Source organism: Micromonospora cynarisoli (assembly GCF_030518815.1).
In the GTDB taxonomy this organism is placed as follows: Bacteria; Actinomycetota; Actinomycetes; order Mycobacteriales; family Micromonosporaceae; genus Micromonospora; species Micromonospora wenchangensis.
Genome location: NZ_CP130426.1, coordinates 2,411,402 through 2,437,360 on the forward strand (window position 1 = coordinate 2,411,402; position 25,959 = coordinate 2,437,360).

The 25,959-nt window shown below is 73.1% G+C and carries 21 protein-coding genes; 8 read left to right on the forward strand and 13 right to left on the reverse strand.

What is annotated here, in order from left to right:
• Positions 1-78: 78 nt before the first annotated feature.
• Positions 79-888, reverse strand: coding sequence for an SDR family oxidoreductase (locus Q2K16_RS09800; protein WP_302744873.1), 810 nt, complete (start codon positions 886-888; stop codon positions 79-81).
• A gap of 1 nt (position 889) precedes the next feature.
• On the reverse strand, positions 890-1,909 hold the full coding sequence (locus tag Q2K16_RS09805; protein WP_302744875.1) for an LLM class F420-dependent oxidoreductase: 1,020 nt from the start codon (positions 1,907-1,909) through the stop codon (positions 890-892).
• A 341-nt stretch (positions 1,910-2,250) separates the two neighbouring features.
• Here Q2K16_RS09805 and Q2K16_RS09810 point away from each other — a divergent pair, with 341 nt between their 5' ends.
• Entirely contained in the window at positions 2,251-2,703 is a 453-nt protein-coding gene (locus Q2K16_RS09810; RefSeq protein ID WP_302744877.1) for a YbhB/YbcL family Raf kinase inhibitor-like protein, read from the forward strand.
• Positions 2,704-2,710: 7 nt separating this feature from the next.
• On the opposite strand, the gene Q2K16_RS09815 is transcribed toward Q2K16_RS09810, so the two are convergent.
• Positions 2,711-3,598, reverse strand: a complete 888-nt coding sequence (locus Q2K16_RS09815) for a phosphatase PAP2 family protein (protein WP_302744878.1) — start codon at positions 3,596-3,598, stop codon at positions 2,711-2,713.
• A gap of 320 nt (positions 3,599-3,918) precedes the next feature.
• On the opposite strand from Q2K16_RS09815, the gene Q2K16_RS09820 reads away from it, so the two are divergent.
• Positions 3,919-4,542, forward strand: a complete 624-nt coding sequence (locus Q2K16_RS09820; protein WP_302744879.1) for a DUF3159 domain-containing protein — start codon at positions 3,919-3,921, stop codon at positions 4,540-4,542.
• 337 nt (positions 4,543-4,879) lie between these two features.
• Here Q2K16_RS09820 and Q2K16_RS09825 read toward each other — a convergent pair whose 3' ends face one another.
• Positions 4,880-7,777 carry a glycoside hydrolase family 48 protein gene (locus Q2K16_RS09825; protein WP_302746421.1) on the reverse strand — a complete coding sequence of 966 codons (2,898 nt, stop codon included), beginning with the start codon at positions 7,775-7,777 and terminating at the stop codon, positions 4,880-4,882.
• An 894-nt stretch (positions 7,778-8,671) separates the two neighbouring features.
• On the opposite strand from Q2K16_RS09825, the gene Q2K16_RS09830 reads away from it, so the two are divergent.
• Complete coding sequence (locus Q2K16_RS09830) at positions 8,672-10,168, forward strand: GH1 family beta-glucosidase (protein WP_302744880.1); 1,497 nt, start codon at positions 8,672-8,674, stop codon at positions 10,166-10,168.
• Between the two features lie 75 nt (positions 10,169-10,243).
• Here the strand turns inward: Q2K16_RS09830 and Q2K16_RS09835 are convergent, their stop codons facing one another.
• The 3 genes from Q2K16_RS09835 to Q2K16_RS09845 form a co-directional block, all read right to left on the reverse strand.
• Positions 10,244-10,663, reverse strand: coding sequence for a roadblock/LC7 domain-containing protein (locus tag Q2K16_RS09835; protein ID WP_240762273.1), 420 nt, complete (start codon positions 10,661-10,663; stop codon positions 10,244-10,246).
• The gene (locus Q2K16_RS09840) at positions 10,663-13,239 is read right to left on the reverse strand and encodes a sensor histidine kinase (RefSeq protein WP_302744881.1); all 2,577 of its coding nucleotides are present in this window, start codon (positions 13,237-13,239) and stop codon (positions 10,663-10,665) included. Before Q2K16_RS09840 ends, Q2K16_RS09835 begins: the two co-directional genes overlap by 1 nt.
• Before the next feature lie 69 nt (positions 13,240-13,308).
• Complete coding sequence (locus tag Q2K16_RS09845; RefSeq protein ID WP_302744882.1) at positions 13,309-14,736, reverse strand: FGGY family carbohydrate kinase; 1,428 nt, start codon at positions 14,734-14,736, stop codon at positions 13,309-13,311.
• Between the two features lie 229 nt (positions 14,737-14,965).
• On the opposite strand from Q2K16_RS09845, the gene Q2K16_RS09850 reads away from it, so the two are divergent.
• Positions 14,966-16,885, forward strand: a complete 1,920-nt coding sequence (locus Q2K16_RS09850) for an anthranilate synthase family protein (protein ID WP_302744883.1) — start codon at positions 14,966-14,968, stop codon at positions 16,883-16,885.
• Between the two features lie 94 nt (positions 16,886-16,979).
• Here the strand turns inward: Q2K16_RS09850 and wrbA are convergent, their stop codons facing one another.
• Positions 16,980-17,597 carry an NAD(P)H:quinone oxidoreductase gene (wrbA, locus tag Q2K16_RS09855; protein WP_145920769.1) on the reverse strand — a complete coding sequence of 206 codons (618 nt, stop codon included), beginning with the start codon at positions 17,595-17,597 and terminating at the stop codon, positions 16,980-16,982.
• 86 nt (positions 17,598-17,683) lie between these two features.
• Between wrbA and Q2K16_RS09860 the strand changes: the two genes are divergently transcribed.
• Together Q2K16_RS09860 and Q2K16_RS09865 are read left to right on the forward strand one after the other, a co-directional pair.
• Positions 17,684-18,175: a GNAT family N-acetyltransferase gene (locus Q2K16_RS09860; RefSeq protein ID WP_302744886.1), complete on the forward strand. Its 492-nt coding sequence runs from the start codon at positions 17,684-17,686 to the stop codon at positions 18,173-18,175.
• 258 nt (positions 18,176-18,433) lie between these two features.
• Positions 18,434-19,552: a winged helix DNA-binding domain-containing protein gene (locus Q2K16_RS09865; RefSeq protein WP_489671870.1), complete on the forward strand. Its 1,119-nt coding sequence runs from the start codon at positions 18,434-18,436 to the stop codon at positions 19,550-19,552.
• 72 nt (positions 19,553-19,624) lie between these two features.
• Here Q2K16_RS09865 and Q2K16_RS09870 read toward each other — a convergent pair whose 3' ends face one another.
• Genes Q2K16_RS09870 through Q2K16_RS09885 form a run of 4 tightly spaced genes read right to left on the reverse strand, consistent with a single transcriptional unit; the run spans position 19,625 to position 23,860 of the window.
• The gene (locus Q2K16_RS09870; protein ID WP_302744887.1) at positions 19,625-20,830 is read right to left on the reverse strand and encodes an ABC transporter ATP-binding protein; all 1,206 of its coding nucleotides are present in this window, start codon (positions 20,828-20,830) and stop codon (positions 19,625-19,627) included.
• Between the two features lie 9 nt (positions 20,831-20,839).
• Positions 20,840-21,673, reverse strand: a complete 834-nt coding sequence (locus Q2K16_RS09875; RefSeq protein WP_302744888.1) for a carbohydrate ABC transporter permease — start codon at positions 21,671-21,673, stop codon at positions 20,840-20,842.
• Position 21,674: 1 nt separating this feature from the next.
• The gene (locus Q2K16_RS09880) at positions 21,675-22,574 is read right to left on the reverse strand and encodes a carbohydrate ABC transporter permease (protein ID WP_302744890.1); all 900 of its coding nucleotides are present in this window, start codon (positions 22,572-22,574) and stop codon (positions 21,675-21,677) included.
• On the reverse strand, positions 22,571-23,860 hold the full coding sequence (locus Q2K16_RS09885) for an ABC transporter substrate-binding protein (RefSeq protein ID WP_302744892.1): 1,290 nt from the start codon (positions 23,858-23,860) through the stop codon (positions 22,571-22,573). The genes Q2K16_RS09880 and Q2K16_RS09885 overlap by 4 nt, the downstream gene beginning before the upstream one ends.
• 533 nt (positions 23,861-24,393) lie before the next feature.
• Between Q2K16_RS09885 and Q2K16_RS09890 the strand changes: the two genes are divergently transcribed.
• Together Q2K16_RS09890 and Q2K16_RS09895 are read left to right on the forward strand one after the other, a co-directional pair.
• A complete protein-coding gene (locus Q2K16_RS09890) occupies positions 24,394-24,825 on the forward strand; it encodes a RusA family crossover junction endodeoxyribonuclease (RefSeq protein WP_302746423.1) in 432 nt (143 codons plus the stop codon).
• A gap of 47 nt (positions 24,826-24,872) precedes the next feature.
• A complete protein-coding gene (locus tag Q2K16_RS09895; protein WP_302744893.1) occupies positions 24,873-25,148 on the forward strand; it encodes a hypothetical protein in 276 nt (91 codons plus the stop codon).
• A gap of 10 nt (positions 25,149-25,158) precedes the next feature.
• Here the strand turns inward: Q2K16_RS09895 and Q2K16_RS09900 are convergent, their stop codons facing one another.
• A complete protein-coding gene (locus tag Q2K16_RS09900; protein WP_302744895.1) occupies positions 25,159-25,857 on the reverse strand; it encodes a L,D-transpeptidase family protein in 699 nt (232 codons plus the stop codon).
• Between the last annotated feature and the right edge of the window lie 102 nt (positions 25,858-25,959).

A 25,959-nucleotide genomic window follows, 5' to 3' on the forward strand; every position in this document is an offset into this window, starting at 1 on the left:
CCGACCGTGGGCCGGACCCCGGCGGCGTGGAACCGGGCCACGGTGGCTCCGGACCGGACGGTGGTGGGCCGGGACCGGCTACGCCGGGGGTGGGTCGGTGGCGCGCAGCCGGCGGACCAGTTTGCGCAGGCCGGCCTGCCAGCCGTCCGGGTCCTCGGCGCGGCGCAGCGCGTACCCGGCGACCTCGGGGTGGGGCAGGATGAGGAAACGTTCCTCGGCCAGCCCGGCGACCGCCGCGTCGGCGACCTGGTCGGGGGTGAGCACCGGGCCCGAGGCGGCGATCACCCGGGCGGCAAGGTGGCCGGTGGCCAGCCCGTCGGCGAGCATCGGGGTGTCCACCCCCTGCGGGCACAGCGCGCTGACCCGGATGCCCTGGTCCCGGTAGGTGACCGCCAGCCACTCGGCCAGCCCGACCGCCGCGTGCTTGGTGGCGGTGTACGGGGCGTCACCGACGGCGGTCAGCACCCCGGCCGCCGAGCAGGTGTGCATCAGGTGGCCGCCGCCCCGGGCCAGCATGCCGGGCAGCACGGCGCGGGCGGCGTACACGTGGGCGAGCACGTTGACCCGCCAGGCGCGGTCCCAGTCGGCGTCGGGGGCCTCGATGCCGACGCCGGTGGCCACGCCCGCGTTGGCGCAGAACAGGTCGATCCGGCCGTACCGTCGCTCGGTGTCGGCGACCAGGTCGCGGACCTGGCCCTCGTCGGCGGCGTCGACGGCGACCCCCCGGGCGACCGGGCCGATCGCCTCGGCGACGGCGGCGGTCGCCCGGGCGTCGAGATCGGCCAGGACGACGGCGGCGGCCCCCTCGGCGGCGAAGCGACGGGCCAGCGCCGCGCCGATGCCCCCTGCTCCCCCGGTGATCACCACGACCCGGTCGGTCAGGTTCATCTCAGCCCCGCTCCACCGGCCGCCCGGCGTCCACCGCCGACGGTGGGCCCAGCCGGCTGATCAGCTCACCCAGGGCGGCGGCCCCACCGGCGGCCACCTCCGGGGTGGGCAGCAGGGCCAGCACCGGCACGTCCACCCCGGCGTCGGCGTAGCGGCGGACCTGGTCGCGGCAGTGCTCGGGCGAACCGTGCAGGATCAGCGCGTCGACCACCTCGTCGGGCACGGCCGCGGCGGCGGCCCGCCGGTCACCTGCCGCCCAGGCCGCCCAGACCGGACCGAGCACCGCCTCCCGCCCCAGCCAGCGGTGGAACTCCGCGTACGCGGGCACGGTGAGGTAGCTGGTGATCAGCCGCCGGCCGAGGGTGCGGGCGTAGCCGGCGTCCTCGGTGGGACAGACGAAGATCCGGGCGACCACCTCGAACCCGGGGCCGCGCCCGGTCAGCTCGGCGAGGGCCTGCGCGACGTCGTCGGCGGCCAGCCAGTTGAGGATCACCCCGTCGGCCTCGGCGGCGGCCAGCCGCAGCATCCCCGGGCGCAGGGCGGCCAGCAGCAGCGGCGGCGGGCTGACCGGCGGGCGTTCCAGGGTGAACCGGCGCACCCGGAACGTGTCGAACGCCCCGTCGACCGTTTCGCCCCGCAGCGCCGGCCTGAGGAACCGCAGCAGGTCTCGGGTACGCCGGAACGGCTCGGTGTACGGCACCCCGTTCCAGTCCCCCACCACCACCGGGGAGGACGCGCCGATGCCGAGGGCGAACCGGCCCGGGGCGGCCTCGGCCAGCGCCGCCGCACTCATCGCCAGCAGACCCGGCCCCCGGGTGAAGACGGGGGTGATCGCGGTGCCCAGCCGCAGCCCGGGTTGCCAGGCGGCGGCCAGCGCCAGCGGGGTGAACGCGTCGGTGCCGTTGACCTCCGACGACCACAGGTCGGTGAAACCGGCCTCCGCCAGGGCCGCGTAACCGGCGGCGTGCTCGGCGAGCGGGACACCGGTCAGCGGCACGGTGAAGCCCCATCGGTTCGTCATCCGGTCGATCGTGCCCGCTCGCCCCGGCCGGAACAAGGCCGGACCGGGGGTGGATTCGGCGATGCCCGCCGCCCCAGCCGCCCGGCACGTCCCGAACCCCTGGTGGGCCGGGCGCGTCGGTCAGCGTGGACAGGACCGCCGCCAGCCGGGCGCACTCGGCACGGAACGCCGTACCCACAGGCGTCGGGGCGCGGGCCGGCCCGGGGGCGGGTGCGGACGGGTCGGCCCGCCTGCCGCCGTCACCGGGGTACGCCGCGTCCATGGTTCCAGCCTCGCAGCTGGTTTCGCCTGCGGCGTGGCCGGGTAGCCGCGGCGGGCCGAGGAGAGGGGGCGGTCGCCAGATGCCCGGGTTGATGCTACGCAGCACCGCGTTCACCGATCACGACCTGCTGCCGGGACGATTCGCCCGCGACGGGGGCAACGTGTCGCCGCCGTTGCAGTGGTCCGACGTGCCACCGGCGGCCACCGAACTGCTCCTGCTGGTGGAGGACCCGGACGCCGGGCGCAGTCCGTTCCTGCACTGGCTGGTCACCGGCATCTCCCCCACCTCGGACGGGGTCGCCGAGGGTGCCCTGCCGCCGGGCGGCCGGGCGTGGCCCAACGGTTTCGGCGGCACCGGCTGGGGCGGGCCGCACCCGCCGCAGGGCGAGGAGGCGCACAGGTACTTCTTCCGACTGTACGCGTTGGAGCGTCCCCTGGACCTGGCGGACGCGCCGCAGGCGGCCGACGTGCACGCGGCCCTCGCCGGTCGGCAACTGGCCAGCGGCACCATGGTCGGGACGTACCGGCGCTAGCGTCCGGTCAGCCCTTCCAGCGGGGCACCAGGCGGTGCACGGACAGCAGCACCAGCGCCGCCACCACCCCCATCGTGCCGGCGATCCCGGCGGCGCTGCCGGCGTACCCGATGAACAGGGTGCGGCGGGTCAGCTCGGCCACCGGCACCTGCTGCTGGTCGAGCAGGCCGGACAGGGCCAGTCCGCAGCCGAGGACGGCGAGTAGGCCACCGATGCCGAGCACGCTCGCGGCCACCCGGTGCGCGTCGTCGGGGGCGACCTGCGCCTGTTCGTGCTGGAACACCAGCAGCAGCAGGCCGGCAAGCGCCGCCCAGACCCCGACGACCAGGAAGGCGGCGACCGCGTCGCTGGGCCGGTGCCAGCCGGCGGAGAGGGTGGCCACCCCGGCGACGGCCGCGTACGCGGTGCCGAGGAACGCCCCGAGGACGCGCACCTTGGCCGGCAGCACCAGGATCAGCGCCAGCGCCACCGAGGCGGCGATGGTGGTGTGTCCACTGGGCAGGCTGTTGCCGACCGCGTCGCGTTGCGGGTCGATGCCGAGCGCGGGCCGGTCGATGACGTACTTGAGCACCTGGGTGGTGACGTTCGCCCCGGCGATCAGCAGGGTGGCCGAGATGGCGAGCGCCTTGCGGCCCCGGATCAGGGCGATGAAGAAGATCACCACCATGGCCGCCAGCAGGGAGACCACCGACATGGCATTGAGGATCCGGTTGACCAGACCGTCGATGCGGTCCTGGCCGATCCGGTTGCCGGTCAACGCGACCGTGTCGAGCCACTGCCCGGTCCCGGTGTGCACGGCGAACCGCCACACCAGCAGAAAGGCCGCCGTCTGGGCCAACCCCAGCACGACCAACCAGACCGCGGTCCAACCCCTTGCCGTCGCACGCACCCGCACACCGTAGCGGCACGCGCGGCACGTCGCGCGTGGGCCCACCGGGGCGGTCCGGATACCTTGACACGGGACCACGGGAGGTGACGGTGACCGGCACACCACAACACGGACGACCGCCCCGGCAGCCGCCGGCCGGTGACCCGGCGACACCACACGGGCCGGCCCCGCGGCCACCGGCCGACGCCCTGCCGCCGGCCGACACACAACCGGCCGATGCCGTGCCGCCGGCCGGAGGACCGGCCGACGCGCAGCCGGCGGGGCAGGGACCGGCGGCGGGGCAGGGACCGGGGGTAGGGCAGGGTCCGGCGGGGACGCCGGATCAGGTGGAGTCGTTGGCCGGTCTGCTCGGCGGGCGCGGTGGCGCGGTCGACGCGACCCTGCCGCCGGTGGCGTTCACCGTCGGCTGGCTGGCGACCGGACGGTCGGTCGTCGGCGGGGTGGCGGTTGCGGTGCTGGCCGGCACGGCGGTGGCGCTGTGGCGGTGGCGGCGCGGGGACCGCCCCCGGGCGGTGCTGATCGGGCTGCTGGCCGTGTGCCTGGCAGCCGTGGTGGCGCTGCGCACCGGCCGGGCAGCCGACTTCTTCGCGGTGCAGGTCTTCTCGAACCTCGCCAGCACGCTGGTCTGGGTGGTGAGCATCGTGGTCCGCCGGCCGCTGCTCGGCGTGGTCGTCGGGGCGGCGCTGCGGCAGCGGGGGCGGTGGCGGCGCGACCCGGCGCTGCTGCGGGCGTACGCGCGGGGCAGCTGGGTGTGGGCGGCCACCTACGTGCTGCGGGTGGCGGTGTTCCTGCCGCTGTGGCTGGGCGGGCAGGTGGTCGCGTTGACCGTGGCCCGGTTGGCGTTGACCTGGCCGCTGGTGGCGGCGGCGCTGACGGTGAGCTGGGTGGTGATCCGTCGGTCGCTGCCGGCCGGCCATCCGGGGCTGCGACACCCCGTGGAACCCGGGTGAGCCGGGCCTGCCCGGTGCCGACATGCGGCGCGGGGTGCCGGGGGCACAGACGTTAACGGAGAGGCCGCCACGGGGGGAGCGGCCTCTCCGATCAACACGGTACTCCGTCACAGGGCGTCGCGTTATCCCGCGCCCGCTCTTTTTTCGCCGCTTTCCCGCCGGGGCGGGAAAGCGGATGGTGGGGTGGGCCGGCCGCTCCGCTGCGTCGGCCGGACGGTCGACCCACCCCCGGCCTGACCGTGGGAATCAGGCCGCCCGCCGACCGGGCTGTCCGCTCCCCCGGGCCCGGTCGGCCTCCGGGTGGGCGGCGCCGCGCCACCCACCCGGCAGGGTCAACTCACCCGTTCGGGAAGAGCATCCCGTAGTCCGCGTACGCCATGGCGATGTCGGACTGGGCCCAGAAGCGGTGGTAGTTGAAGGTCGGCTCGGGGCCGCCCTTGAGGTACGCGTCGACCTTCGGCCAGTCCGGGTCGTTCTTGTAGAACGACCGGATGTCCAGGAAGCTCTTGCCGGCGGCGATGGTGTCACCGTTGGGCATCTTCCCGGTCCAGCCCGGCGGCACGTAGAGACCCTGGCCGTCGGCGGCGTTGTACACGTCGTCGAAGCGCTTGTAGTCGCCACGGGTCTCGGTCGTCGACACACCCTTGCTGTCGCTGGCCGCCGAGAGCGCGTCCAGCAGGCCCTTGGCGGTGGTCTTCGCCTGGGTGTTGCCGGACTTGGCCGCGTAGGCGATCAGGGTCCGGGCGAGGGAGCCGGTGACACCGACGTCCTGACCCGTGGAGCTGACCTCCACGTGCAGGCCGGTGTTGGCCGCCGGGCTGCTCGGGTTCCAGTTGGCGGGCTGGCCCGTCCACTTCAGCTCGGACGGGACCGACCAGTTGGTGCCCAGCGTCGTGTTGGCGATCGCCCACGGCACCCACTTGTCGAGCAGGGCCTTGGCCTTGGTGTTGCCGGTCTCCAGGTACAGCTCGGCGATGCGCTGCATCGACCAGACCTGCATGCCGAACCACTGGTTCGACGGCGGGTCGTTGTAGACCGGGTCGACGTCGTAGTACATGCCGTAGAAGGTGGCGGTGCCGGCCGGCGGCTGGGCGTAGCTACCGTCCCAGCTGTTGGTGGCGCCACCGGCGATGCCGCCCTCGGCGGACTGGAGCCAGGTGTAGAACTCCAGCTGCCGGTCGAGGCTCTTCTGCCAGTCGCCGACCGCGGTCGGGGACTTCGGCTTCAGCTCGTTCACGTTGGTCATCGCCCAGGCCGCGAACGGGTTCTGGTAACCGAAGTGGCTGTGGCTGGAACCGATCCGCCAGGACCAGCCCGCGCTGGCGTCGTACGCGCCACCCCAGGCGTAGTACCAGGACAGCAGGTAGTGCGCCGAGTCCTTGCCGGTGCCGGCGGGGCAGGTGCTGGCCCCGACGCAGTTGCCGATCTTCTTGAAGTACTTGTCGTACATCGCGTACCGCAGGTAGTCGCCCATCTTGGCGGCCTTGGCCACGGTGGCGGCGACGTCGGCCTGCTTGCCCTGCGCCTTGGCCCAGGTCAGCGCCCAGTACGCGGCCTGCACGGCGCGGGCGTCGGCGTCCGGGGCGTTGGTGTACTTCCACTGCTTGGCGGGGGCGCCCGAGTCCTTGACGAACAGGTCGAGGTAGCCGTACTGGCCGCCGTGCTTGAAGGTGTCGCAGGACGGCTGCGGGATGGTCTCCCAGACCGACTCCTGGGTGCCGCGCTGGAAGGTGTTGATGTACGCCGGCTTGGTGGTGCCGTCACCGCAGCGGCCGAAGCCGTAGGTGTTGTCGACGTCCATCAGCCAGTGCATGCCGTAGATGTCGCCGGTGCCGTAGGTGGACTGCAGCTCCGAGCGCAGCGGGTCCTGGCCGACCGGGACGCTGGCGTTCAGCGCCGACGGGTACTGGCTGGGCAGGTTGTACTCGGCGGCGTACTGCGGGGTGCCGGCGACGCCCGCGGTGGGCTGGTCGGCGTGCGACGGGATGATGTACTTCTCCATCACCGTCCAGGCGTTGTTGAACGGCGACCAGTTCTGGGTCACCCGGCCGTAGTAGGCCTCCAGCCACAGCCAGTAGCTGAACGCCTCGGAGGTGGTCTCGTGACCGTGGTCGGGGGCCTCGACGATCAGCGTCTCGATCGAGTGGTACGGCACGCCCTCGGGGCTGAAGTAGCCCGAGTTCTTGATCTTGCCGTACTGGTCCAGGAACTTCGCCACGTAGGCGTTGTCCCCACCGGGGGTGTCGTTGTCGATCTCGGTGGCGGTGACCACCACCGAGCCGACTCCGGTGCCGGCCGCGGTGATGGTGGCGGTGCCACCGGCGGTGTCGGCGTCCTCCGCCGCGGCGACCGTGACGGTGACCCCGGTGTTCCAGTTGCTCGGGGTCAGCGTGACGCTGGTCGGCGAGACCGTGATGTCACTGTCACCGGTGCGGGTGAGGGTGACCGGCACGTTGCCCGACGGCGCGGCGCTGAGCTTGAGGTTGAAGGTGCTGCTGCCACCCTCGTTGACGCTCACCGAGGAGGGCGTGGCGACCAGCACCGGGCCGGTGGCCGGGTTGACGGTGAACGACTTCTCCGACACGCCGATGCCGTTGGCGTTGTCGTACGCCTTCGCCTGGACCGTGTAGCTGCCGGCCGGCAGCGAGGTCAGCGTGTACGCGTACGGCGCGGAGGTGTCGGTGTTGACCAGCAGGCCGTTGCGGTAGAACTCGACCTTGCTGATCGTCCCGTCCGGGTCGCTGGCGGTGGCGGTCAGCGGCACGTCGGCGGGCGCGGTGAACGGCCCGGTGGGCACGCCGAGGGTGACCGTCGGCGGCTGGTTGGCCGGGGTGCCGTTGCACGGGGTGCCGTTGAGGGTGAACGACGTCGGCTTCGGGTTGCTGCCCGAGTAGGAGCCGTTGAAGCCGATGGTGGTGGAGGCCCCGGTGCCGAGGCTGCCGTTGTAGGACTCGTTGGTCGCGGTGACCTCGCTGCCGCTCTGGCTCCACTTCGCCGACCAGCCCTGGGTGACCCGCTGGCTGCTGTTCGGGAAGGTCCACTTGAGCGACCAGCTGCTGACCGCGTCGCCCAGGTTCTTGATGGTGACGTTCGCGGTGAAGCCACTGCCCCAGTCGTTGGTGGCGTAGACCACGTCGCAGGCCGGCGCGGCCTGGGCCGCGCTGGCCGGCAGGCCCACCCCGCCGATGGCGAGTGCGGTGGCGGCGAGCATCGCCGTGCGGCGACGTCTTGCCATGAGTCTCATGTGCGCGGTGTCTCCTCGGACCGGGCCGGGGCTGCGGGCCCCGGCGGAGGCACCTCCACGCGCCGCCACAGGGGTGCGCGGGGGGACGGAGGTGCCGGAATGGTGGTCGGTCCGGCCGGTGGGCCGGGGCAGGGACGGGCTACGGCCGCTGCGGCCGTCGTGCCGTTCCTTCGGGTGCCGTCCGGGAGACCCGGATGCCCTCGGCGACCCACTCGCGCGTGTCTGGCTCCGCTGCGTTGATTCGACAGTGTGCCATGGAAGCGCTCCCACAACAACTACCTCTGTCGAAACGCAGGTCGATGTTTCGATCTCGTTTAGGGGCTTTCACAAAGCCGTGACGGGCGTTACAGTCGCAGCATCGCCGATGGGAGCGCTTCCATCGACGGAGATGCAACAAGTGAAGGTCACAACCGTGGTCGCCCGACCACGGGGTTCAGCCCGAACGGCTGACGACGGGCCAGCCCGGACACCGTCGCCAGCCAACACCCACCATCACGGAGGGAGGTGGAACCAGAGCCACTCGCGTGGCCCGGCTCCCGCGCGACACGCACGGCCGGACGCCAATTCGAGCGTGCGTGTGTGCAACACAGGTGGGGACGGGGGTTGCCCTCCCCCGTCCCCACACTAAACCCCCGTACTCGACGGGAAAAGAGGCCGACGGGTCAGGCGTGCGCGCCACCCGGCCGGCCTCGATCGCTATCTGCCCCTCGGCAGACGGCCGACCGTCCCTGACGACGCCCGTCACACTCGCCATTCCCCATCCCGGCCGCCCACGCGCGGCCCTCTAGGCTGGCGGTCCGCCCCCGAGGCGGCCGGGCCGTCGCACGCCCGCGCTGGGAGCGCTCCCGGCCGTCGGGGTGGCCCGCACCCTGAGGAGAAACATCCATGTCGATACTCACCCGGCGACGCCTGCTGCGCCGCGCCGCGCTCTCCGCCACCGCCACCGCCGGCGCCGGGCTCTCCGCCGCCGCCGCTGGCGCCGGACTGACCGCGGCCACCGGCGTCCTCGCCGCCGGCTGCGACGCGCCGAAGGGTGGCGACCCGACCGCCGACCCCGCCGCGGAGCGGGTGCGTTTCCCGCACGGCTTCGGCTGGGGCGCCGCCACCTCGGCGTACCAGATCGAGGGCGCCGCCAAGGAGGACGGCCGGGGCGAATCGGTCTGGGACACCTTCAGCCACACCCCCGGCCGCACCCGCAACGGCGACACCGGGGACGTGGCCGCCGACCACTACCACCGCTGGGCCGACGACCTGGACCTGATGCGCGACCTCGGGCTGCGCAGCTACCGGTTCTCCGTCGCCTGGCCCCGCATCCAGGCCGACGGCACCGGCAAGCCCAACCAGCGCGGGCTCGACTTCTACAAGCGGATCATCGGCGGCCTGCACGAACGCGGCATCGCCCCCATGGTCACCCTGTTCCACTGGGACCTGCCGCAGGCGTTGCAGGACGCCGGCGGCTGGGAGAACCGGGACACCGCCCACCGGTTCGCCGACTACGCCGACGCGGTCTTCCGGGGCATCGGCGACCAGGTGCCGGTGTGGTTGACCATCAACGAGCCGAAGACCGTGGTGCAGAACGGCTACCTCTGGGGCCACCACGCCCCCGGCCGGCAGGACGCCGACGCCGCCTACCTGGTCGCCCACCACCTCCAGCTCGCCCACGGCCTCGCCGTGCGCGCACTGCGGGCCACCGGCTACGACACCCGGATCGGCCCGGCGCTGAACCTGCACCCCTGCTACCCGGCCGACGACAGCCCGGCCGCCGCCGCAGCCGCCACCCTGCACGACGGGTACGAGAACCGGCTGTACCTGGACTCCATCCTCACCGGCGCCTACCCGGCCGACGTGCTGGCCGACCTCGGCCCGGACAGCCGGATGGCCAAGGGCATCCGCGACGGCGACCTGGCGACCATCGCCAGCCCGGTGGACCTGCTCGCCGTGCAGTACTACACCCCGCTCTACCTGACCGGCAACGGCAACACCGTCACCCGCTGGCCCACCAGCGAGGCGGACTGGCAGCAGATCTACCCGCAGGGCATGTACGACATCCTGACCCGGGTCACCCGCGACTACGGGCCGGTCCCGATCACCGTCACCGAGAACGGCCTGCCCTGCCCGGACACCCTCGGCCCGGACGGCACCGTCGACGACGCCGGCCGGATCGCCTTCCTGCGCGACCACCTCACCGCCGTCCACCGGGCCATCGCCGACGGGGTGCCGCTGGAGAGCTACCACGTCTGGTCGCTGCTCGACAACTTCGAGTGGGCCGAGGGCTACGACCAGCGCTGGGGACTGGTCTACGTGGACTACCCGACCCAGCGGCGCGTGCTGAAGCGCAGCGCCCACTGGTACCGCCAGGTCATCCGCGACAACGGCCTGTAGGCCGTCGCAAAGCCGGAACACCACAGGCACGGCCGGACCGCGTGGGGGCGGTCCGGCCCGGCAGCCGACCGACCGTCAGCGGGGCAACGCCTGCTGGAGTTCCGCGCGCAGCGCCGGGGTCAGCATCTCGCCGGCCTGCTTGGCCAGCCGGGCCATCTCGTAGCCCACCACGCCGATGTCCGCGTCCGCACCGGCCAGGGTCGCCAGGATCGAACCGTCCCGGATCTGCATCACCAGGAAGTAGCCCCGGCCCATCTCGACCACGGTCTGCTTGACCACGTCCCCGTCGAACATCTGGGCCGCGCCCGCGGTGATGCTCATCAGCCCCGAGGTCACGGCGGCCAGCTTGTCCGCGTGGTCGCGGGGCAACTGCGCCGAGATCGCCACCAGCAGACCGTCCGAGGAGACCACCACCGCGTGCGCCACCCCGGGCACCCGCTCGGCGAACGCGTTGACCAACCAGTTCAGGTCACGCGCCTCCTGGCTCAGTGTCATCACTGTCGTCCTCCCTCACTGCGCACACCCGGCGGCAAGATTAACTCGGTGGTCTCCTCGGCCTCGGCACGGCGCACTCCGCTGTAGAGCCGGGACAGCATCCCGCCCACCGCCTCCGGGTCCGGGTCCTCGCGGAGCCGGGCCGACGGCGACCGGGCCGGCTCGGTCACCGAGGTCAGCTGGGCCATCGGCACCCGCACCGGCAGCCCCCGTTCGTTGGTGCCACCGGTGACCGGGACCAGCGGCGGCGCCGGGGTGCTCCCGCCCAGGGTGGCAGGCGACGACGGAGCGGGGCCCTGCCGGGACCACCAGCCGCCGTCGGCCGGGGAAGCCGGTGTCCGCACCGGCGCGGCGCGGGCCGGGAGCTGGTTCGGCGACGACGGGACCGGGCGACGACCGGCCACCGGCAGCTCCGCCGGGCCCACCACGCCCGGACCGGGCCACGCGGCCGGCCCCGAGGACGGCCCGACCGGACCGGACGGCCGCCCCACGGGCCGGGGCGTCAGGGCTGCGGGAGCGACGGGAGCCAGCGCCCGCGACCCGGGTGACCCGGTCGGTGGTGCCCCGTCCAGCTCCGGCGCCGGGGCGAGCAGGGCCGCCGGCAGGGTCAGCCGGGCGACCAACCCCTGCCCCTGCGCGGACAGCCGCACGCCGACGCCGTGCCGGGCGGCCAGGTGGCTGACCACGAAGTGACCCATCCGCTCGACCGCCGCCACGTCGGCCACCGGCGGCTCCGCCAACACCGCGTTGGCCTGTGCCAACGCGGTCGGGCTCATGCCGAGACCGGCGTCGGCGATCTCCACCACCGCACCACCGCCCTCGGCCCGCGCCGTCACCCGGACCAGGGTGTCAGGCCGGGAGAAGGCGGTCGCGTTCTCCAGCAGCTCCGCCACCATGTGCACCAGTTCCCCGACGGCGTGCCCCACCACGTACAGGTCGGCCACCGACTCGTGACGGACCCGCTGGTACTGCTCGATCTCGGCGCTGGCCGCGAGCAGCACCGCACCCAACCGCACCGGCCGGTTCCACCGGCGGGTCGACTCGGTGCCGGCGAGCACCAGCAGGCTCTCGTCGTTACGGCGCATCCGGGCGGCCAGATGGTCCAGCTTGAACAGGTTCTCCAACTGGTCCGGGTCGGCCTCCTCCCGTTCCAGGTCGTCCAACAGCTCCAGCTGCCGCTCCACCAGCACCTGGCTGCGCCGGGCCAGGTTGACGAACATCGCGTTGACCGTACGGCGGGTCTCCGCCTGCTCCACCGCGACACTGACCGCGCTGCGGTGCACCGCCACGAACGCCTCGGCCAGCTCGCCGATCTCGTCCTGCGAGCGGACCACGGCGGGCGGCACGTCGATCGTCGGCACCCCACCGTCGACGGTCCGCAGCCGCTTCAGGGCGTGCGGCAGCTCCACCTGGGCGATCCGCAACGCCTGGTCACGCAGCCGCTGCATCGAGTTCGCGATCGACCGGCCGACCAGGACGGCCAGCAGCACCGCCAGGGCCAGCACCACCACGATGCCGCCCAGCACCAGCAGGGTGGTGCGCAACTGGTCGCCGCTGACCTCGTCGGCCCGGACCACCGCGTCGTCGAGCACCCGCTCCTCCAGCTGCCGCAGCAGCTCCTGCCGCTGCTCGCTGGCCGTCCACCACTGGTTGGCGGGCAGCACCGCGGGCAGGGCGCTGCTGCCGGTGCTGATGCTCTTCTCCTCCAGCCGGGTGGCGTCCACGAACGCCCCGGCACGCGAGATCCGGTCGTACGCCTGGATCTGGGCGGTCGTCGCGGCCACCCGGAACGCGCCCAACGCGGCGAGCTGCTGCGCCCGCAGGTCGGTGAGGTTGACCTGGTCCTCCAGGCCGTACCGGCCGGCTCGGGCGGCGGCGTACAACTGGCCCCTGATCCGCGCGGACAACTCCTTGACCCGGGCCAGCTGCACGTAACGCAGCACCGCGTCGGTCAACTCCGGACGGTCCGGCCCCGGGCTCGGCTCGGCGAGCAGGCCGAGCAGCGCCTCCACCGCCCGGTGGTAGTTGCCCAGGATGGTGTCGCTGCTCAACACCGCCGGCGGCACCGCCGAGCGGATGTAGACCACCTGGTCGTACGCCTCCACCGCCTCGGCGTAGGCGACCTGCCAGGCGGCGTCGGAGTCGGCCAGCGGCCCGGCCGCCTCGCGCAACGCCCCGAAGGCCGTGTCGGTGGCGGCGTGCAGCGGCCGGAGCGCGACCAACGCCGCGTCCCGGTCGGCGGCACCGCCCGCCCGGCGCAGCGCGGCCAGCTCACCGGCGGTGCGGTCGCGTTCCTGCTGGAGCCGGTCCACCGCCGTGGTGATCTGCTGCCCGATGCCGACCTGCCTGGCGAAGTCGTTGAGCGCGGTGGTCCGCCCCACCAGCCCCGCGGTCTGCACCCCGGCCAGCACCAGGAACGCCACCGACGGGATGACCAGGACGGTGGCGAGTTTCGTGCGCATCCGCCAGTCCCGCAGCCGCAACGGCGAACGCCGCCGGTGCGGCACGACCCGTTCGTCGAACCGGTTCCGACCCGGCGACTCCGCGCTCGGTGTCGGGTCGGGACCTGCGTCCACGTCTCGCCTCCTCGGCTCCCGTCCCCACGACGGGGGGCCGGGTCCATCCAACCAGGCCAGACAGCGGTGTCAACGGGTCGACGGCGCATCCGGGCGGGCAGAGCCGCCTGCTGGAAGCGCCGAGGTCGGTGAGGGGTCCTCCTCCGTACGGCCGGTGCCGGCGAGCCGGTCCGCGTCGGCCACCCGACCCAGCGCGACCAGCGCGGCCCCGGTCGCCCCGATCTCCCGCTCGGCGCGGTGCCGGACCGACCGGGGCGCGAGCGCGGTGGCGAACGCCGTACGCCACCACGCGGAGGCGGTCACCGCTCCCCCACCGAGCACCACCTCGACGGGTGCGTCGACACCGGACTCCAGCACGGCGAGGTCGTCGGCGACCATCCGGCACAGCCCCGTCATCAGCCCGGCGAGGATGTCCACCCCGGTGCTGGAGAAGCTGAGCCCACGCAGCTCACCCGAGCCGGCCGGGGCCAGACCGGGGGGTCGGTCCCCGCCGAGGCGGGGGTTGGCCGGGAGCACGCCGTCCGGCGCGATCCGGGCCAACGCGGCGTCGAGGTCGGGCCCCTGCGGTAGCCGCAGCTCCCGGTCGGCCCAGGCGAACAGGTTCCCGCCGCTGGAGTACGCCGCCCCGGTCACCACGTGCTCGTGGTCCACCCGGTAGCGCCACAGCGACGCCGGCAGGGGTGGCAGCGGCGACCCGGCCGGAACCCGCTGGACCAGGCGTACCGCGGCCGAGGTGCCGACGGTGACCGCCGCCCGGCGGGGGTCGACGCAGCCCGAGCCGACGTTGGAGGCGGCCCCGTCACCGACCGGGGCGGCCCAACGCGCCCCGGCCAGCTGCGGCCACCTGCGGGCGTGCTCGGCCCGCAGCCGGCCCTGCCAGTCCATCGGGGCCAGCTCCGGCAGCTCACCCGGCCGCGCCCCGGCCACCGCGACGGCCTCGTCGTCCCAGGCCAACCGGCTCAGGTCGAGCAGGCCGGTGCCCGAGGCCATGGACACCGACATGGGCGCGTCGTCGAGCAGTCGACCGAGGACGTACTCGACCAGGCCGGCGAACCGGGTCACCCCGGCCGTGGAGTCCCGCAGCCAGGGCAGCCGCACCGACCAGTAGCAGCGGTGCCACCACGCCCCGGTACGCGCGTGGAAGTCCTCCGGGTCGGCCGGGCCGGACGCCCCGGGCGGCGGCGTGGGCCGGGTGTCCAACCAGGTCAGCACCGGGCCGAGCGGGTCACCGGACCGGTCCAGGGGCAGCACCGAGTGCCACTGCGCGCAGACCGCGACCAGCCCGACGTCGCGCAGGTGACCGGCGGCGGCCAGCTCGTCGAGGCACTCGGTGAGGCCGGCGAGGTAGCCGGCGGTGTCCAGGGTGCCGGTGCCGTCCCCGGCCACGGTCAGGTGCACCCGGCGGCGGGCCAACGCTCCCGGCAGCGGATCGGCGTCGGCGTCGAGCACCAGGCCGCGGACCGAGGAGGTGCCCAGGTCGAGAGCGAGAATGTTCATCGCGGGTCACGGTACCCGGCGGTACGGGTGGGAACGCCCTTCCCCGTCGGGGGTGCACCGCCTAGGGTGTCGGTATGCCCGCGCACCTGACCTGCTGGTGGCCCGCCGACCCGGCGGCCGTCCCCCGCGCGTAGCTGTTCCACGCGGCCGCCCGACGAGGCGGCCGACGGTCCTCCCCCGGCACCCGGGGCCGCCCCGACGAGGCGACCCGACCCGGAGGAGAAACCCGATGAACCACCTCTACGACCTGCTCGCCGCCGTCGCCGACGGCGTGGACCCGGGCCCGTTCGCCCTGCTGCGCCGCGACGGCGTCGACCACGTCGACCTGTTCACCGGCCCGGTCGACGTCGCCGGGCGGCTGGCCGACCTGCCGCTGCCCGAGGGCGGTCCGGGTCCCCGCACGCTGGCGCTGGTGCCCTACCGGCAGATCGCCGAACGGGGCTTCGCCTGCGTGGACGACGGCGTCCCGCTGGAGTACCTGACCATCACCGGGCACGCCACGCTGCCCCTGGCCGACCTGCTCGCCGCCCTGCCGGACGGGCCGGTGGTCTGCGCCGACGCCGCCTTCGACGTCGACGACGACGAGTACGCCCGGATCGTCGACCGGGTGCTGGCCGAGGAGATCGGTCGGGGTGCGGGGGCGAACTTCGTCATCCACCGCACCCTGCACGCCACCGTGCAGGGTGCCCCGTTGGGCGCCGCGCTGGCGGCGCTGGGCCGGTTGCTGCGCGACGAGCGGGGCGCGTACTGGACGTTCCTGGTGCACACCGGCACCCGGACGCTTGTCGGCGCGAGCCCGGAACGGCACGTCAGCGTCGACGACGGGCTGGTCATGATGAACCCGATCAGCGGCACCTTCCGGCACACCGGGGCCACCGCCGGGCGGGACGCGCTGCTGCGGTTCCTGCACGACCCGAAGGAGGTCGAGGAGCTGTACATGGTCCTCGACGAGGAGCTGAAGATGATGGCCGGCGTCGCCGAGCACGGCGGGCAGGTCGTCGGGCCGTACCTCAAGGAGATGGCGCACCTGGCGCACACCGAGTACCTGCTGGCCGGCCGGGGCACCCGCGACGTCCGGGAGGTGCTGCGGGAGACCATGTTCGCCCCCACGGTGACCGGCAGCCCGATGCAGAACGCCTGCCGGGTGATCGCCCGGCACGAACGTACCGGCCGGCGGTACTACTCGGGGGTGCTGGCGCTGCTGGGCCGCGACGCCGAGGGCCGGCAGACGCTGGACGCGCCGATCCTGATCCGGACCGCCGAGATCTCCCCCACCGGGCGGCTGCGGGTGCCCGTCGGGGCGACCCTGGTGCGGCACTCCACCGCCGCCGGTGAGGTCGCCGAGACGCACGCCAAGGCCGCCGGGGTGCTCGCCGCGCTGGGGCTGGGCCCGCAGGCGTCGACCGACGGGCCGCACCCGCCGGTGCGGTGGGCCGACGACCCGGAGGTACGGGCGGTGCTCGCCGCCCGCAACACCCCGCTGGCCCGGTTCTGGCTCGACCAGCGCGGCCCCGGCGCGACGGTGCTGCCCGGGGCGGCCGGCCGGCGGGCGCTGGTGGTCGACGGTGAGGACACCTTCACCGGGATGCTCGCCCACCAGTTGCGTGCCCTGGGCTTGGCGGTGGACGTGCGGCCCTGGCACGCCCCCGGCCCCGACGCCGGGTACGACCTGGTGGTGGTCGGCCCCGGGCCGGGCGACCCGGGCGCGGTCGACGATCCGAAGATGGCCGCCCTGCGCGGGCTGCTGACCGGGCGGCTCGACGCGCGGCTGCCCACCCTGGCGGTGTGCCTGGGGCACCAACTGCTCAGCGGGCTGCTGGGGTTGACGCTGCACCGCCGCGCCGCGCCCTACCAGGGCCTGCAACGGGAGGTGTCGCTGTTCGGGGTGCCGCGCCGGGTGGGTTTCTACTCGACGTTCACCGCGCGGGCGGGCACCGACCGGGTCGGGTCGCCGTACGGGCCGGTGGAGCTGGCCCGGGACCCGGCCGACGGGTCGGTGCACGCGCTGCGCGGGGCGACCTTCGCCGGGGTGCAGTTCCACCCGGAGTCGGTGCTCAGCCGCGACGGCCTGGCGGTGCTGGCCGAGCTGCTGGGGCAGTTGCTGGCCCGGCCGGCGCTCACGGCGGGTGGCGGACCGGTGGGCGGGTAGCGGCGGGCCTCCGGTGGGCCGGGCGGGTCGAGAGCCGCCGCCCGGTCCGCCGGTCGGCCGGCGGCCCCGCCTCCCGGCGGCCCGGCCAGCCGTTTCAGCCGGCGAGGCCGCGCTTGACGGCGGCACCGATCCGTACGGCCCGCTTGGCGGTCAGCGCGGTGGCCGCGAGCGCCACGTGGTCCGGGGCGACCTCTCCGTTGTTGCTGGTGTGCGAGGCGCCGTACGGGTTGCCGGCGACGAACTGGCTCGGGTCGGTGTAGCCGGGGGTCACCACCACGCCACCCCAGTGGTAGAAGATCGTGAACAGCGACAGCAGGGTGGACTCCTGGCCGCCGTGCGAGGTGGCGGTGGAGGTGAAGCCGCTGTAGACCTTGTCGGCCAGCGCGCCGTTGGCCCACAGCGGGCCGGTCGTGTCGATGAACTGCTTGAGCTGGGCGGCGATCATGCCGTACCGGGTGGGGGAACCGAAGATGACCACGTCGGCCCAGGCCAGGTCGTCGATCTCGGCCTCCATCACGTCCTGGGTCTCCAGGCGGTGCGCCTGCCAGCCCGCGTTGGAGCGGATCGCCTCGTCGGGCGCCAACTCCCGTACCTTGCGCAGGCGCACCTCGGCCCCCGCCTCGCCGGCGGCCTCGACCGCCGCCTGCGCCATCTGGTAGGTGATCCCGGTCGCGCTGTAGTAGATGACCGCTACCTTGACCTGGCCGTCCATCGTCTGTGTCCTCCTCGGTTCGGGTCAGCTCCGGCGACTACCCGGTGCTTGCCGGGTCAAACGTCCGCCCGTGGCATGATCCGGACATGGAGCTACGCGCGGCGACCCCCGGGGACTGGCCGGCGATCTGGCCGTTCCTGCGGGAGATCGTGGCGGCCGGAGAGACGTACACCTGGCCGCGCGACGTGGGTGAGGACGACGCCCGCCGACGCTGGATGGTCGCCCCGCCCGGCCGCACGGTGGTCGCGGTGCACGACGACGCGTCGGTGCTGGGGACGGCGAAGCTGGTCGCCAACCAGGAGGGTCCGGGCGACCACGTGGCGAACGCGAGTTTCATGGTAGCGCCGGCGGCGTCGGGTCGCGGCGTCGGTCGGGCGCTCGGGGCGTACGTGCTGGAGCTGGCCCGGCGGGACGGCTACCGGGCGATGCAGTTCAACGCGGTGGTGGCCAGCAACACCCGGGCGGTGGCGCTGTGGCGGTCGCTGGGGTTCACGGTGGTCGGCCGGGTGCCTGAGGGTTTCCGCCACCCCGGTCTCGGCCCGGTCGACCTGTTGGTGATGCACCGCCGACTCGGCTGACCTGCGGCGGTGCGGGGCGGCGGGTCCCCGACCGGCCGTCGCACCTGACGATCCCGGCGCGGCTCAAGATTTGCGCAAGTTCCAGCCGGGAACGCTCCCACGGGTGGGCCGGAAGGCGATCCTGATGGGCACGGATGCCGGGGGTAGAGGCCACCACCGGTGACCCCGGGGGGCCCGCACGGGGGGACCGCGCTTCGCCGGTTCGGCAACCGGCGTAGCGCGGTCAGGGGTGTCCGTCCGGTGTCGGTACCTGCTCCTATGCTGACCCCCGTGGTGGAGTTGACCGGCGACGAGGCGTTGACGTTGCGGATGACCGCGCTGGCCCTGCGGGAGCATCCGGCCGGCCGCCCGGCCGGTGTCGCGGGCGTGGTGGAGTGGTTCGGGGCGATGCAGGCGCAGGACGCGGCGAGCGGCCTGTGGTCGCTGGGGTTGCGGCTGCCCGGCCACACCGAGGCCGACGTGCGGGCCGCCCTGGAACGCCGCGAGGCGCTGCGCACCTGGCCGATGCGCGGCACCGTGCACCTGGTGCCCGGCCGCGACGCCCGCTGGATGCTCGACCTCACCGGCGTACGGGCGCTGGCCGGCGCGCCGGCCCGGCGGGCCGTGCTCGGGCTGACCGAGGCCGAGGCCGATCGGGCCGCCGACGTGCTCGGCGCGGCGCTGGCCGGCGGCGGCCGGCTGACCCGCGCGCAGTGCCTGGACACCCTCGCCGCCGCCGGGGTCGACGTCTCCGGTCAACGCGGCTACCACCTGCTCTGGTACGCCAGCCAGCGGGGCGTCACCTGCATCGCCCCGCACGTGGGCACCGAACAGACCTTCGCGCTGCTCGACGAGTGGGTCCCCGACCCGCACCGGCCCGAGCGGGACGAGGCGCTGGGCATCCTGGCCGGGCGTTACTTCCGCAGCCACGGGCCGACGACCCGGCGCGACTTCACCGGGTGGACGGGGCTGACCGCCGCCGACACGAAACGGGCCGTCGCGGTCGCCACCGACGCCGGGACGCTGACCACCGTCCGGGTCGACGGGGTGGAGTCGCACCTCGACCCGGCGCTGCTGGACGCGCCCCGGCTGCCGGTGGACGACGTGCACGTGCTGCCCGGCTTCGACGAGTACCTGCTCGGCTTCAAGGACCGCGCCCTGATGGTCGAGCCGGCGCACCTGAAGGCGGTGATCCCCGGCGGCAACGGCGTCTTCCAGTCCACCGTGGTGCGCGGCGGCCGGGTGGTGGGCACCTGGAAGCGCCGCCTCGCCCGGACCAGGGTCACCGTGACGGTGCAGCCGCTGGTCCCGCTGGACGTCTCGACCCGGCAGCGGGTCGAGGCGGCGCTGGCGGGTTACGCCCGCTTCCTCGGCCTGCCGCTGCACCTCAGCTGGTAGGTCCCGCCCACTCTGCCCGGCCGCCGACGCTCCCGGGCTGCACGTGACCCCGGGGCGGGTGAGGGTGGCGGTTCAGTCGCCGAGCGCGCCGCCCGACCGGCCCTCGTGCAGGGTCAGGTTCCGGCCGGTCGACGGGTCGAACAGGTGGATCTTCTCCAGGTTGAACCAGACCCGCCGGTCCTCGCCCTCCTGCACCGGCGACTCGGCCGACAGCCGGGTCACCAGGTTGCCGCCGCCGCCGCTGAAGTCCGCGCCGGCGTCGGCGGCCAGCTCCTCCAGCTCGGCGGCGCTGGCCCGCTGCCCCTCGACGGTGAAGTAGACGTACTTGTCGGAGCCCATCGACTCGACGATCTCGGCGGGGGCGGTGAACTCCATGCCCCGGGCCCGCGCCTCGTCGTCGATCAGCTCGGCGTCCTCGAAGTGCTCCGGTCGGATGCCGAGGATCAGCTCCCGGGGCGCGTCGGCCCCCTCCAGCTCACGGCGGATGCGCTCGCCGATCGGCACGTCACCCAGGGCGGTCCGCAGCTTTCCGTCCTCGACGGCGGCGTGCAGGAAGTTCATCGACGGCGAGCCGATGAACCCGGCGACGAACAGGTTGCGGGGGTGGTCGTACAGCTCCTGGGGCGGGCCGACCTGCTGGATCGCGCCACCCCGCATGATCACCACGCGGTCGCCGAGAGTCATCGCCTCGGTCTGGTCGTGGGTCACGTAGACGGTGGTGGTGCCGAGCTTCTTCTGCAACCGGGACACCACTGTGCGCATCTGCACCCGCAGCTTGGCGTCCAGGTTGGACAGCGGCTCGTCCATCAGGAACGCCTTGGGCTGCCGGACGATGGCCCGGCCCATCGCCACCCGCTGCCGCTGCCCACCGGAGAGGTTGGCCGGCTTGCGGTCCAGCAGCGGGGTCAGCTCCAGCACCTTCGCCGCCTCCTCGACCTTGGCGGTGATGGTCTCCTTGTCGAGCTTCGCCAGCCGCAGCGGGAACGCCATGTTCTCCCGGACGGTCATGTTCGGGTAGAGCGCGTACGACTGGAACACCATCGCGATGTCCCGGTCGCGGGGCGCCTTGTCGTTGACCCGTTCCCCGCCGATCCGCAGTTCCCCGGAGCTGATGTCCTCCAGCCCGGCGATCATGTTGAGGGTGGTGGACTTCCCGCAGCCGGACGGGCCGACCAGGATGACGAACTCACCGTCGGCGATCTCCAGGTCGACGTCCTGCACCGCCACGGTGCCGTCGGGGAAACTCTTGCTCACCTTGTCCAGCACGATGTCAGCCATTGTTGTCACCTATCCCTTGACGGCGCCGGAGGTCAGACCGGAGACGATGCGGCGCTGGAAGAACAGCACGAACGCGATGATCGGAATGGTGATCACCACGGCGGCGGCGCAGATCGCCCCGGTGGGGTCCTCGAACTGCGACTCGCCGGTGAAGAACGACAGCGCCACCGGCACCGTCCGGGCCCGCTCGGTGGAGGTGAGCGTGATGGCGAACAGGAAGTCGTTCCAGCAGAAGATGAAGACCAGGATCGCCGTGGTGAACAGCCCCGGCGCGGCCAGCGGGGCGATGACCCGGCGGAACGCCTGCCCCTGGGTGGCGCCGTCCATCTTCGCCGCCTTCTCCAGGTCCCACGGGATCTGCTTGAAGAACGCCGACAGCGTGTAGATCGCCAGCGGCAGGGCGAACGTGATGTACGGCAGGATCAGCCCCGGCCAGGTGTCGAAGAGGCCGAGCTGCCGTTCGATCTCGAACAGCGGCGACACCAGCGACACCTGCGGGAACATCGCGATCAGCAGGGACACCCCGACCAGCAGACGCTTGCCGGGGAAGTCCAGCCGGCTGATCGCGTACGCGGCCATCGCGCCGAGGACCACCGCGACTCCGGTGGCGATCAGGGCGATGCCTATCGAGTTGACCAGGGCGCGGACGAACTGGTCGGTGTCGAAGATGGTCTTGTAGTTGTCCAGCGTCCACTCCCGGGGCCAGAACTTGCCGTCGGTGAGGGTGGCCGGGGTCTTGAACGACAGTGAGGCGATCCAGAGCACGGGGACCAGGGCGAAGACGACGACGATGACGTCGATCAGGCCCCAGCGCAGCTTCGCCCGGGTGGTGGTGTCGGCCATGTCAGCGCCTCTCCCCGTCGTCGCTGCCCGGGGCAGCGGTGCCGAACAGCTTCACGAAGACGAACGCGATGATCGCCACCGTGATGAAGATCAGCACGGACATCGTGGAGCCGATGCCGAGGTTGAGCCCCCGGATCAGGTTGTTGTAGGCGAGCATCGACACCGACGAGGTCTCGTTGCCGCCGTTGGTGAGCACGAAGATGTTGTCGAAGACCCGGAACGCGTCGAGGGTGCGGAACAGCAGCGCGACGAGGATTGCCGGCTTCATCACCGGCAGCATCACCCTGGTGAACCGCTGCCAGGCCGTCGCCCCGTCGGTGGAGGCCGCCTTGAGCAGGTCCTCCGGCACCAGCGCCAGCCCGGCCATCAGCAGCAGGGCCATGAACGGGGTGGTCTTCCAGATCTCGGCCAGCATGATGATCGCCAGCGAGCTGGCCCGTTCGGTCAGCGGGGCGCTGCCGTCGAACAGGTTGGCCAGGTAGCCGGTGCCGGGCGTCCAGGCGTACCGCCAGGAGAACGCGGCGACGACGGTGACGATGCCGTAGGGGATGAGCGCGGCGGTCCGCACGATGCCCCGGCCGACCAGGGTGCGGTGCATGACCAGGGCCAGCCCCATGCCGAGCACCAGTTCCACCGCGACGGTGACCACCGTGATCAGCACGGTCACCCCGAACGCGGTCCACCAGAACTCGTTGGTGAGCACGGTGACGTAGTTCTCCAGCCCGATGAACTCGCGCTGGTCGGGGAAGCGCAGGTCGAAGCGCTGCAACGACAGCCAGACCGAATAGATGATCGGGTACGCGGTGACCAGCACCATGACCAGCGCGGCCGGGGCGCAGAGCAGCCAGCCCAGCTTCCGTTCGGCCTTCTTGTTCTCGCTCAACGGGGCGCGCCGGCTCACGGCAGGACCCCCTTGGACTGGAGGGCGTCGGAGATCGCCTCGCGCAGCTCCCTGGCGGTCTGCTCCGGCCGGATCGCCGACGGCGGCGACAGGATCGCCGACATCACCGTGGAGATGCTCTGGTACGCGGGGGTCAGCGGGCGGACCGCCGGCTCCTTCAGCTCCTCCAGGATGGTCTCCTTCATCGGGTACGCCTCGTCCATCTCCGGGTCGTCGTAGACCGCCTCGATGGTCGGGGGCACCCCGTCGTTGATCGCGGAGAACTTCTGGTTCTTGGCGTCCCGGATGCACCTGGCCGCCTCGAAGGACTCCGTCGGGTGCCTGGAGTAGGCGCTGACCGCCATGTTGACCCCGCCGATGGTGACCTTGCTGGGGGTGTTCGCGTCGATGCCTGGCACCCGGGCCCACCTGACCTTCTTGGCCAGCTCCGGGTCGGCCTCCTGCAACGCCGGGTAGACGAACGGCCAGTTGACCTGGAACGCGCCGTTGCCGGACTGGAAGTCGAGCCGGACGGGATCCTCGGTGGAGTTGCTGAACGACGGCGACGTCACGCCCGACGTGGCGAACCGCTGGAGCTGGTCGAGGGCCTTGACGGTGCCGGAGTCCATCACGGCCTTCTTGCCGTCGTCGCTGAGGATCTTGCCGCCGGCGCTCTCGGCCAGGGTGTTGTAGAGCACCACCAGGCCCTCGTACTGCGCGCCCATGGTGAGCACCCGGTACGGCTTGCCCTGCCCCTTGAGGTCCTTGGCGGCGGTGATCATGTCGTCCCAGGTCGTCGGGGCCTGCGGGACGAGGTCGCTGCGGTACCAGAGCAGTTGCACGTTGGTGTTCTTCGGCGCCCCGTAGAGCCTGTCCTCGTACCGGGCGGTGTCCAGCGGGCCGGCGAGGGTGCCCTGTTCGACCTCGGCCCTGTCCTGGCCGGTCCACTCGCGGATCCACTTGGCGCTGGCGAACTCCTGGGTCCAGGTGACGTCGAGACCGAGCACGTCCATCCCGCTGTCCTCGGCGGCCAGCCGGCGGACGAGCTGCACCCGCTGGTCGTCGGCCTGCCGGGGCAGCACCCGGTAGGCGATCGTGTAGCGCCCCTCGGCGCGGGCGTTGCAGTCGTCGACCACCTTCTGCAGGTTCTGCTCGGGCGGGTAGTACAGGTTGATCGTGGGCGTACCACCGCCACCGTCGTCGGCACCGCACGCGGCAAGCGGCGCGACCAGCGCCAGCGCGGCGGCGGCAGCACCGGCCCGGAGCACCGGCCGACGCCCGTGTCGGGCCGTTCCGGGGTCCGTCATCGCCCCTCCCCCTCTCTTCGGCAAGAACCGGGGAGGTCACCCGTGCCCCGGTGCACGGAAGGCTGGAACCGGGCCGGTGAAGTGCGGAAACACACCGCCCCAGGGTGTTCCGTGGGCCTACACTGCCCGACCTGCGAAGGCGTGAAACCTGCCGGTAACCGGAGCCGGGGCGGACGGGGCCGGGGTCCGGGTCGCTTCCGCGCCGGACATCGACCCCAGTTGGGGCAGTACAGCGGTATCAAGGTGCGGCGGACACCGCGACATCGACCCCAAGGAGTCGATCGTCAACCGCCCCGCCCGCGCGCCCGTCGGGCGACCACGGACTGTCCGGATGGCGGGCGCGGTGGGCTGTCCCCGGGAGTGCCGCGTGCACTAGCGTTGACGCACTCACTCCACCAAGCCAGCGCGTCGCCGTCGTAGTCGATACGCCTCCGGCCGACATCAGCCTGCCCGTTCGGTGGGTTCTCCCGCGAACTCCCACTGCGCACCCACCGGCGCGGGCAGGATCGTCCTCAACGAGGAGGTGCCCCGTGGTGCAGGACACCCGCGCTCTCGCCCTGACGTTCGAGGTGAGCGGCCTGCCACCGGTGAAAACCGAGGCGCTGTCCATCTTCGCCGCCGGACATCGGCAGGCGACGAGGGTACGCGCCCTGCTCGAGGCGGCCTGCGCCGCGGCCCAGCAGACCGGCTGGACGCCGTTGGCCGGGCCGGTCGAGGTCGACCTGATCCTGCGGTGCCCACCCGGGCACCGCACCTCCGACGCCAGCACCCTGCTCGGTGGGGTGTGCGCGGTGCTCCAGGACAAGAAGCGGGCGGCCAACATCGGGCTGGCCCACCTCGGGGTCCTGGTCGACGTCGCGCTCTACACCGACGACCGGCAGATCCGCCGGCTGTCGTACCGGGAGGAGCCGGCGGAGAACCTCTCGTACCAGGTCCGGGTGGCCGCCGCCCCAGCCGTGGTTTGACCGACGTCCGCGGTGGGGTACCGCGGACGCCGACGAAGGGAGCACCGATGTCGGAGCCACATGTCACGCTCGACCCGAGAGGGCTCGACCCGGTGCAGCAGAAGCTGCGCGGCCCACTGGAGGACCAGCTCACCTCGGCCCTCCAGGCGGCCACCGACCGGGTCCGGGCCGGCTACGCGGGCGAACCGGTCGAGCAGGTCTGCCAGCGGCTGCTCGAGGAGACCCGGTCGGGGCTGCACCCGGACATCGCCGCCGGGTTCCAGCCCGACATGGACGAGTTCTGCCGGGTGGCGGTGGCGATCGTCCGCAACGAGGTCTCCTGACCCGGCCGGTTCAGTACCGGCCGAGGTTCTGCGCCGGGCAGATCACGATGCGCGGCGAGTGCTTCGGGTCCAACCAGCGCAGCACGGCCACCAGGTCGGCGTGCGACAGGCTGACGCAGCCGGCGGTCGGCCCACCCGTCGCGGTGCTGAACTCGTGCAGGAAGATGCCGCTGCCGGCGTTCGGCACCGGCTTCGGCACGTTCGGCGGCATGTTGTAGGTGATCACCGCGAAGTGGGTGTACGCCGGCACCTCCCGCCACAGCGCCTCGCTGTACCCGCCCGGGTTGGTGGCGGTGTGCTGGAAGGTGTTGTAGGCGGCCGAGTTCGGGTTCTCGTTCCACCAGTCGTCGGCGACCACCCGGTGGTAGGGGAAGCGCACGCCGGGATCGGCGGCGATGCCGTACATGGTGGAGCCGAACGAGTAGACCCCGGTGGGGGTGGTCGGCACCCCCTCGGTGTGCTGGTCGCTGAAGCCCTTCGCGCCCACCCGGGCGGGCAGCGGGGCCGACACCGGCACCCAGTGGCCGCCGGCCTGGTGGAACGTCTCCAGCGTGGCGTACGTGGTGGCGTAGCCGGTGCCGGTGACGAGGACGACCTGTCGGGTCGCGGCGGGCAGGGTGGTCAGCCGGGAGGCTCGGTTCGCGGGTGGGACCGGCCGCCCCCGGCCCGTCGCCGGTGCCGGTACCGCCAGGGCAGGTGTCGTCTCCATCGCTGCCATGATCGCATCACCGACGGCTCCCCGACGTCCCACAGCCGGCGGGTCAGGGCCGGGTCCGCAACTCCCCGACCCCGACCGCCGGCCGTCCGGCCC